Origin of the sequence: Vibrio sp. D420a (assembly GCF_030248625.1) — a bacterium.
Classification (GTDB): domain Bacteria; phylum Pseudomonadota; class Gammaproteobacteria; order Enterobacterales; family Vibrionaceae; genus Vibrio; species Vibrio fortis_A.
Map to the genome: position 1 here is coordinate 1 of NZ_JAHGAN010000107.1, position 712 is coordinate 712.

Genomic DNA, 712 nt, shown 5'->3' on the forward strand with positions numbered 1-712 from the left:
GGTGGTGTAGGTAAAACGACAACAACGGTGACTTTAGCTGGGCTTTTGAGCCAAAAAGGTCATCGAGTTTTGTTGGTAGATACCGACCCACATGCATCACTGACGACGTATCTGGGTTACGACTCAGATACGGTCGAATCCAGTTTGTTTGACCTGTTTCAGTTGCGTGAGTTTACCGCTGAAACAGTGGCACCTTTGACTCTGCAAACAGAGGTTGAGGGTATCGATATCATTCCCGCGCACATGTCTTTGGCGACCTTAGACAGAGTGATGGGAAACCGTAGCGGTATGGGCTTAATATTAAAGCGCGCACTTGCAGCGGTGCAAGATGACTATGATTACGTGTTGATTGACTGTCCACCAATTCTTGGTGTGATGATGGTGAATGCGTTAGCAGCAAGCGATCGTATTTTGATCCCAGTGCAGACCGAGTTCTTGGCTATGAAAGGTCTTGAGCGAATGATCCGTACTTTGACCATCATGCAGAAGTCTCGCAAAGCGCCTTTTAAGGTAACGATTGTTCCTACTATGTACGACAAGCGTACCAAGGCGTCGCTGCAAACATTAACCCAGTTAAAACATGACTACCCGAATCAGGTGTGGACATCAGCAGTACCGATCGACACCAAGTTTAGGGATGCAAGTTTGAAGCGTTTACCAGCGTCTCATTTTGCATCTGGCAGTCGTGGTGTATTTGCGTATAAGCAGCTGC

1 protein-coding gene is annotated in these 712 nt (G+C 47.3%); it reads left to right on the forward strand.

From position 1 onward, the window contains the following. Positions 1 to 712, forward strand: a 712-nt coding sequence (locus KI743_RS24565) for a ParA family protein (RefSeq protein ID WP_285468609.1), incomplete at both ends; no start/stop codon positions are given.